At 42.1% G+C, this 8996-nt stretch carries 5 protein-coding genes; all 5 read right to left on the reverse strand.

What is annotated here, in order from left to right:
- Positions 1–332, reverse strand: a 332-nt coding sequence (locus LC574_RS13260; protein ID WP_229453956.1) for an excisionase family DNA-binding protein, incomplete at its 3' end; no start/stop codon positions are given.
- Between the two features lie 510 nt (positions 333–842).
- Positions 843–1181, reverse strand: a complete 339-nt coding sequence (locus LC574_RS13265; RefSeq protein ID WP_229453957.1) for a hypothetical protein — start codon at positions 1179–1181, stop codon at positions 843–845.
- Between the two features lie 7 nt (positions 1182–1188).
- Entirely contained in the window at positions 1189–2127 is a 939-nt protein-coding gene (locus tag LC574_RS13270; RefSeq protein ID WP_229453958.1) for a pentapeptide repeat-containing protein, read from the reverse strand.
- Between the two features lie 366 nt (positions 2128–2493).
- On the reverse strand, positions 2494–8067 hold the full coding sequence (locus LC574_RS13275; protein WP_229453959.1) for a translocation/assembly module TamB domain-containing protein: 5574 nt from the start codon (positions 8065–8067) through the stop codon (positions 2494–2496).
- A 636-nt stretch (positions 8068–8703) separates the two neighbouring features.
- Positions 8704–8901: a hypothetical protein gene (locus tag LC574_RS13280; RefSeq protein WP_229453960.1), complete on the reverse strand. Its 198-nt coding sequence runs from the start codon at positions 8899–8901 to the stop codon at positions 8704–8706.
- Positions 8902–8996: the final 95 nt, after the last annotated feature.

Raw genomic sequence — 8996 nt, forward strand, 5'->3', positions numbered from 1 at the left:
ACCAGAACGTAAGGAAGCTCACCCTGCTCTAATAATTTAATCAGATAAGGACGTGATACGTTCAACAAATCAGCTGCTTGTTGTGTTGTTAGTTCTGAATTATATGTAACTATAGATACATTTTTACCTGATGCCATTGCCTGCACTACTTGACGTAATACAAGATATACACAATCAGGAATAGTTATTTCTTCGCGGTTTGCTGCTACTAATTTCAGTTGACTATTTTCTTGATTGAGTATGCGTTCAAGTTGTTGAATGGCTTCAGCTTCGGCTTCTGTAATCAGACTGAAATCATTAGGCAAATTTTGGTTAGATAGGAAGGTACTCATAAAGAGGTTTAGCTTGGTATTTTATTTTGATTGTATTACACAAATGCAATAAACGAAATCAACTAGACAGTATTACATTTTTTTAATAACGGATTGACTTCTGGCCGTTTCCATTCATCTATCTCAATGTAAAGTATATTTTATGCATAGTAGTGTGGCAGTGATTCTTGTTGGTTATATAAATAAACGGAATCACTGCCACAACGCAAAACCGCGCCTCTGTGTGTCGTGTAGGGCGCGGCTTGGGTGTGCATGAAAAAAGCCCTCGCCAGGGCAAGGGCATTGACAGTATGGAAAGTCAAAAACTTTAGTTTCAGTCATTACAGATAGTCTTAAAAAAACCCTAACAAATTTGACACAAAAAATACTATCTTGTAAATCTATAAGATGTAAATAAATTTACTTAATCAATATATTTTTAAGTACTGTATTTTCTAAGGTTGTCGGGAAATGACCCTATGACGACATCAACATACAATTAGAAATACCTAACGAAATATAGATTCTTTTCTATGCTTCCTGCCATCCCTCAATAATCGCTATCAAAATGTTAACGAGCGGATTGTCAACTGCTTCTTTAAATGCTTCCTTACCACCTGATTTAAGCGCACCAATAACCCGTGCTTTGAGAGTTGGATTATTTTTTATTTCATCAGCAGCCTTAGCTGCTACTATAATTCTTTCTGTTTCAGTTGAAGTAGGGTTAGTTTCTTCCAGTTGCTTAAGTAACTGCTGAATTTGCGATGCTGCTTCTACTAAATTGGTTTGAGCAGCATAGTTATGTTGAGTTTCTACCATGTTACCGTAGTTAGTTTCAGCAAATCCGCCTAGGAAATTAGAAGAGCGCATATCGTACTTAGAAGCGAGTCAAAGTAGCTTTTCTAAAATCCGTGCTTTTGAGTGTGGCTCCTGTGAAATTAGCATCGCTTAAGTTAACATTGCGAAAGCTTGTACCGCCAGTAGCTGCAAAAGCAACAGCAATGTTCCGAATTAGGGCGTGCTTTTCGTCTCCTTTAAACGCTTGACAACTGCTATAAACACTCAATAACACTGGGACTCCGGTGACGGCTCCGGCTCCGGCGAAGACGATGATGAAGACTCCGACTCTAGCGCTAGCTTCGGGGACGGCAACATCTCCGGGGTTGGGTTCGGCGAAAGCTCCGAAGTAGGCGAAGCTGAAGACTCCAGCGACGGCGAAGGCAACGGCGACGACGACGGCGAAGGCAAAGGCTTTAGCTCCGGCAACGACTCTGGCTTCAGTGAAGGCAATGGCTGCGGCGAAGGTTCCAGTAGAAGCAATGGCTACGGCAAAGGCGACAATCAAAGCTGCTGTTGTGATAAAGGCTCCGTTGATGGAGATGGTGAAAGCTCCAACGAAGGCAGGAACCGCGATTCCAATGACGGCGACAGTTCCTAAACCCACTTGTATTCCTTTACGAATTGTAATGAAAATGAAAATAGCAAATATAATTATAATAAAAAACTCCGCAGTTAAAAAACTTATATACTCCGGAGTGTTATCTTTACTTAGGTAAAGTGGTATTGAAAGCAGCACATAGCCAATAAAACTGAAGAAAAGTCCTGATAATCCTGAAAGCAATAACGAAACAACGACTAGAAAAATAGCCCACCGATGTTGCAATCCAGCTTTAGCATGGCTGAAGTTTGCCAAAGTTAAGTTAGCATCAGTAAAATCAGTGCTTCGGATATCTGCACCAATAAAGTTTGCCCCCTTAAGGTTTTGTCCTTTAAAGGAGCGTCCTCGGAGATTTTTACCGGAGAAATCTAATGGCATAGCTGGGATAGGAAGATGGTTGTACTCAAGCTCTAATACGCACTCTGTATCGAGTTTTCCGAATTATAAGTCAATGTTGATTGTTCATATTTACTAGTGATTGTGAAATAATACTATGATGACATCTACTGACTGCTGATTAGTTTGGCTAATGTCTCCGGGTCAAAACATTGTAGGTATCGAATGAGGTCTAAGAACCTGACTTTTCCCGTTAAGTCGTAAAACAACGAAATAGCAAGGGTTCCAGGCTAGAGGTTATTCTCAATAATTTGAGATTAATGACAATGAATCACGAGAGAATAGGACTTTGGGCTAGGGGTATAGTAAGCGATCGCTCAATCAAGAAGATAACGGGAAAAGTCAGATCTAAAATCTAGTTTCATACTCAACTTGGAATTGATTTTCATCCCCTAAATTAGTTGAGCCTCGCATCAAAATTTCATCATTGAGTCGATAAAGCACGTTATAACGGAAAGACTCATCGCTAGAAAGAGGGCGTGATAAAGAAGCAGAGAAATTTCTATTGATGTCAAACACACCCTCTGCTGATAAATTCAGAACTGAAGCTGTCGTTGTTTCATTATTAGTGGTAGGGGTGGGAAATATCCGAAATTCGCTGAAACCAACAGCCTGCCCGATCGCAGTAATAGTTCCTTGCAAACCACCTAAAATGGTAGAGCTAGCGAAATTAGTCAGCCCTTGTCCTGCATCTGCTTGACCGAAGGAATTCAGAATCGAGCCACCCAGTAAAGCAACTATTTCTCCCCGGCTACGGCTAGGTTCACTCGTCAGTTCCAGATTGTTGCCCAATTCACTAGCTGGGCCGTTGGCCCTGGCTTGAACGGTAACGGTACGTAAAGTCCCGAAGTTGCTAGCAGAAACATCGCTGACTTCAGCAGACAATGGTGATTCCAAAATTTGACTGTTCCTTGCTGATGTTTCCGGTACAATTGCGGTAAGTCGGACATCCAAAGTAGGGTCAAGTCCTTGACTTGGAATAAACCGCGCTGTTTGTTCGTAGCCTCGCGCCAAGGTAAACTCAGTCGAAAATAAACTGAGTCGTCCTCCTGTCAAACGAATCACTCCTTCAGGAAGCGGCTTGGCTAATGTACCATTAATCGTCAAGTCACCTTTGGCGTCAAAGCTCAATAGCGGCTGACTTAATGCGGCTCCTCCTGGTATAAAGTCGAGTAGTGATTGAGTGGTAACACGAACATTGTCGTCTAAACTTAACCTTAAATCTGCAAACTGTATTGGTAAATTGGCTGGAGTTACTGCACTAGCGTTAGTATCTGCTGTAGTCACTGGGCTAGCATTACTCTCTGCTGTAGGTGTGAGATTAACTTTAACCTCTTCTCTATTTATGACGTTAGTGTTAGCTTGAGTTGTAGCTGCTGATTTTGTCTTAGCAGTAGTATTTCCAATGATTACCTGACCATCACTGAGCTGAATCTCTCCACCAATTACAGGTTTTAGTGCTGTTCCGCGAATTACAACATCGCCGCCTACACCGCCTTGATACAGTCCTGCAATCTTAAAATTGAGTTTGTCTGCTATTGATACTGTTAGGGGATTCGCTGGGGCTTGCTGAGGATCAAAAATTGGCAGGATGCCTGATGCACTTATTTGCCCTTTATTGTAAGTGCCTTGGATACCTTGGACATTCACTGTATTGCCATTAAATTGCGCTGTCCCTGTGACATTTGTTAGGGGTTCAGATAAGGCTTGAGCGCGAAAAGTTGCATTATTAAGTGTGGCATTTCCGTTGATAATTGGTTCGTTTAAAGTACCCCGAACGTTTAAATCTACTTGTCCTTGACCGTCTACCCAAGCGACTTGATTGTTGGTAAACAGGTTTAACAGTGCCAACCCTTCATTGTTCACGCTGGCGTTGATGCTGATTTGATTGCTATCTGGTTGCACTTTGGCAAAAGGCAAAGCAGCAGGTACGCTACCTGTAACTGTAACTGGTTGTGTTCCAGTTACTAACAAAGTACTGTCAAAATTCAAGCGAGCATTGTTGTAGTCAAAGTTCACCTGTCCTGTTTGCACAGGTTGCTTGTTGAGAGTCGCATTCGCCAACGCCACTTGCCCTTGAACTCTGGGATCTTGTAAATTACCTCCCAAGGTGGCATCAGCATTTACATTACCAGTGATATCTATCGGGTATTTTTCTATAAAAGGTTGTAAAAGCGATAGAGGTAAACTTGCTACATTCAACTTTCCAGATAGTTGCTCAGTTCCTAACTGTCCGGTAAAAGCCACCAGTCCTTGATTTATCCCGACACTCAACGGCGAAAGTGTGACGACACCATCAGCAAAATTGCCTTGAGCAACGACTTGATTAATGGAGTATTCACCCCATTGCCAATTAGCACCTTGGAAATTAAAGCCAACATTTAACCCAGATTTTAACGAGCCATTAGCTGTAATTCCTCCGCTCAAAACACCTGTTAATTCTGCAAGGGTGGGTAAAGATGCGTCTTTTTTGGTTTGTTGTTGCTGTTGTTTTGTTATTGATGTTGTAATTTTTGAGAAATATGCTAACTGTGTTTTCAAATCTGCATTGGGCAAACTGACAGGCTTGGTATTAAGTACTTCTGCTCCAGCCAACTTCGGAGGCTGCAACCCGGTATTAAGGTCTTTAAAATCAAAGATATTAAACGCTTGTAATAGTCTCTCAACTCTGGCTTGGTCTAAATTAGCTTGGAATTGAAATTGCGGGTCATTCCCTGTTTTTACATTTCCACTCAGGGCGATGTTGCTATCTGCAATCCGCAATTGACCATTAGTCAAGCTAGCAGTACCATCAGCATAATTGATGTTGCCGCGAAATTCATCTGCTGCAACTCTGGCAACACGAGGCCCTACGATCGCAACGTCTCCCGCAATGGCATAATTATTCAGATTAACAACTAAATTCCCCGATAGTTGCCCCGCCAGAGGTTTCAATTGATTGTTCGGTAAAAAGCCCCCAACCAAAGCTATGGGAAACTGTTGGGCGTTGATGAGCAAGTTATCTCCCTCAGTTCTACCTGTGCTAACTGCGCCACCGCGTCGAACTAAAAATGAAGTTGGACGATAATCTGCACCCAGGTTAAGTGCAATCCTATCTTGCTTCCCGGCTAATCGCAGACTTGCCCCTTGTCCGCCTTGAAAATTCACGTTTCCAGTTAAAAGTGGGTCAAATGCCAAGTTACTCACATTGAAATTCCGCAGTCGGATATTGCCATTAGCTTGAGGTACATCTGGAGTACCTGTAACTTGCCCATTAAAATCAAGTAGCCCCGCTAATGCTACGTCTCCAGGAACTTGAAAGCCTGTATTTTTTAAGTTGAAATTCTGCGCCAGTACGTTTAAATTAAATCCGGCAATTTGGGGTGCGCCATTTGGTGGAGACTGAATAGCGATCGCACCATTAGCACTCAATCCTGGGGTACTTGCGTTTTCAACTATAATCTGCTGTCCGTTCCACTGAAATTGAGCCGTAAGCGGTTTTGCCAGCAGTGCTACCCCTTGGGAAAGGCGGATTTGTCCACCAGCGCGAATATCTGCAAGCTGAAAAGATTCTGCTGTGCCTGCTAATTGGATATTACTATTGAGCCGTCCTCGCAATTGTGGCGAGAAACGGTTGAGTTGAATTTGGGAAACGTTGGCAAGCAGTTGCCAGCGACCAGCATCAAGGTTAATATTGCTGACATTAACCGTACCTCCTGCTAGATTCAGCCTTGCTTGCCCTGTAGCTTGAATGGTTGAGGGTTGGAAAGAAGCAGTGCTTCCTGACAAATTCAACGCCGCATTGCTTAAAACTCCCTGGAACTGGGGTGGTATCTGTCCAAAACGGTTCAATTGCAGCTGTTGGGCATTCACAGAAGCCTGCCAGCGTTGTTGTGCAAGTTGACCACTAGCTCTGATTGTACCACCTGCCACGTTCAAAACCGCATCTGGAAAGACGATATTCTGTCCTTGTTTGGCAACAACAACTCGTCCGGTAGTGGGATAGGTAGCGGTAGGCGCTTGCACCCGCGCTACTGTTTGTAGATTGTTCAGAGTGCCGGAAATTCTGGCATTTGCCGATACATTCCCAATGGTGATGGCGGGTGAAGTGTTATAGGCTCGTGCGATCGCATCCCCTGGTAAATTTTGTGCTTGCACGTTAAATGATACCCTGCCTTGGGGCGCAAGCTGAAGTTGACCACTGGCTGTTACTTGCCCTCCCACCTCTGGATTTGCTTGAACGCTAGCAACATTTACGTTTAAGGGTTTACCTAGAGAACCAGAAACTTTTGCGTTCGCAGATATACCACCAACATTAATCGGAGTTGAAATACCGTAACCTTGAGCGATCGCATTTCCTGGTAAATTTAGAGCTTGAATACCTAAAGCTACTTGACCTTGGGGAGCCAGTTGAACTTGACCACTGGCTGTAATTTTTCCCCCTGTTGGTGGCGTTACTTGAACACTGGAAACATCAAGTTTTAATGGTTGTTTGCCAAGTGAACCAGTAACTTCTGCTTTTGCTGAAATATTGCCAACTGCGATCGGTAGAGCAACGCCGTAGCTACGCGCTAATATATCCCCGGATACACCATCAACTTGAGCATTAAATATTACGTTATCTTTGGCTCCGATATTAGCTTGACCGCCTCCTGTAATTTGACCACCGGCTGCGGGGACTAATTTCAGATTCGAGACAGCAATTTGAGATGCACTTTGAGATACATTCAAGCGGAAGTCAGTATTGACGGCTGTGAAGAGAACGCGGTCAACTTGAATAGGTTTTGTATTGCTTACCGTCCCGCTAACGACTGGTTGCTGTAGTTTGCCGCCTACCTTAATATTTGCTTGAACTTCGCCACTAGCTGGAACTGAAGAATTTACATTCAGCGTGTCTAAAATATTTTTCGCACTAACAGGTTTTATCTGAGCCGAGACATTAAAACCTGTTTGGGTATTAATTGTTCCATTAGCCAAAATGGGAACTTTGCCAAAGTTCGTATTCAGATTGTCTAAAGAAACTGTCTGACCTTGAAATAGAAATCTGCCATTAAAATTAGAAACTTGCTGAGGAATCTTTGGAATTTTAGCAGCGATTTGATTAGCTGTAGCTGTTCCTGTAACGGCTATTTCTGACAATTTGGGTGGAATCTGAACCCCTAAGTCAGCATCTAAACGCCCTGCTTGCAAGGCAATTGGCAACTCAATTAATCGACTGATATCAGATGCTTGTAAATTTTGTGCTTGCAGCTTGAGGTTAGTTTGTTGAGCTTTTAGTTGTGTTTCGCCAACGATTTTAACAGCGCCTCCCCTAGTGAGTTGACCATTGATGTCATAACCAATCCTTTGATTTTGATCTGAAAATCGAGCAACACCACCAAATTGATCTAATATTACTAAGCCTTTCGGTCTAGTTGGTGCAAAGGCTGGCAATAACTCTACATTCCCATCTTGTATTTGAAGTGTCTCTAACTCAGTTTGAATAGCACCTTTTCCTTCCGCAGCCTTGACTTGGGCTGTAACCCAGCGACCATCTTGATCCTGCTGAATGTAAACATTGGGTTGAACTAATGTGACATTTAATGCTAGTTTTCGGGTAAGGAGAAGCTGCAAGGGCGAGAACTGCACATCTAAAGCTTTTGCTACTACCTGATCTGGATCAGTGGAAGTTGCTGGTATTGATAGAGAGCTAAATCTTAGACTAGAGAGTGAAAAACGTTCAACTTTCCCTACTTTTACTGGACGCCCAAGCAATTGTTCGAGATTTTGCTGCACTAATGGCGCTAAATCTTTATATATATAGCTTCTAGCCCACCAAGCACCGACTGTAATTCCAACCAGCAAAACGACACCGACAGCCAAACTGGTACGTCCTAAGAGGAGGAGCCATAAACGACGATTAGGTGGTTTCTGGTTATTTTCTGAATTTGGAGAGTGCGTCATTATCGTTACAATACTTTTATCTGGAATAAGCCGAGAGACAGGCTAGTAGCAGTTGTATCAGCCAGTTGCATCTGGCTTTTTAATATATTTTGAGTAACAATTTTCCCAAAATTAGTTGTTCTCGCCTTTCAATTTGGAGATTTAATCTAGAGCATAGTACTTAATTAGCACTTCCTCAATCTGAGCAGTAATTACGTTAATTCTCTGCTTCACCTTTTGAAAGTCTATAGTCATCCAAATAGCTGTTTGACAAATTTTGTCTCCTTTTTCTTAGCCAAAGTATATAATTATATGTGTTTTCCCACAATATTTATATTGCCATCAACTATCTTTTTGTATAAATAATTGATATCTTTAGATAGATTTTATTTTTTAATACTATACCTCAAAATTTAGGTAACAAATCATTGAAGATTAAACTACTACATAAAAATTACTGTCAAAGAATTTTATCCAGTAATTCATTAAGTGAAATTTGATACTCCGGCTGTGCTATTAGACATCAACACGCCAGAAATATATCAGGAAGAACTGCATAATCTTGGGTAGTAACAGACTACTAACAACTAACAAGATTCCCGACTTCTTAGAGAAGTCGGGAATCAGAGCATTTCCATGACTTTTTCGCAAACCCAATCAATCATCAGTTGGATCATCGATCATTTCCGGTACTAAAGCTGGGTTACTTTTACGTTCTTCTGGTGATTGCTCCCGAATAACATCGTCTATTGTGGCAGGGTGTTTGATTTTGTCCAGTACCTCTGGATCTAGTTGCGATGGATTGCCTTCTGGACTAGACTTTTCAGCTTGACTAGGAACTGTTTCCTTATTCATCACTATTTCCCCAAACTTATACGCCTAGCTTAAGTTCTTTTGTAGTGGGGTACACACTATCTTGAGACTTAATTTTACACAGCAATAAGGGTATT

The organism is Nostoc sp. CHAB 5715, from assembly GCF_020829685.1.
Classification (GTDB): domain Bacteria; phylum Cyanobacteriota; class Cyanobacteriia; order Cyanobacteriales; family Nostocaceae; genus Nostoc.

What these genes read in the sequence shown, in the direction of transcription:
- LC574_RS13265 (WP_229453957.1), bottom strand. Translation starts at nt 1,181, where the DNA reads ATGCGCTCTTCTAATTTCCTAGGCGGATTTGCTGAAACTAACTACGGT.
- LC574_RS13270 (WP_229453958.1), bottom strand. Translation starts at nt 2,127, where the DNA reads ATGCCATTAGATTTCTCCGGTAAAAATCTCCGAGGACGCTCCTTTAAA.
- LC574_RS13275 (WP_229453959.1), bottom strand. Translation starts at nt 8,067, where the DNA reads ATGACGCACTCTCCAAATTCAGAAAATAACCAGAAACCACCTAATCGT.
- LC574_RS13280 (WP_229453960.1), bottom strand. Translation starts at nt 8,901, where the DNA reads ATGAATAAGGAAACAGTTCCTAGTCAAGCTGAAAAGTCTAGTCCAGAA.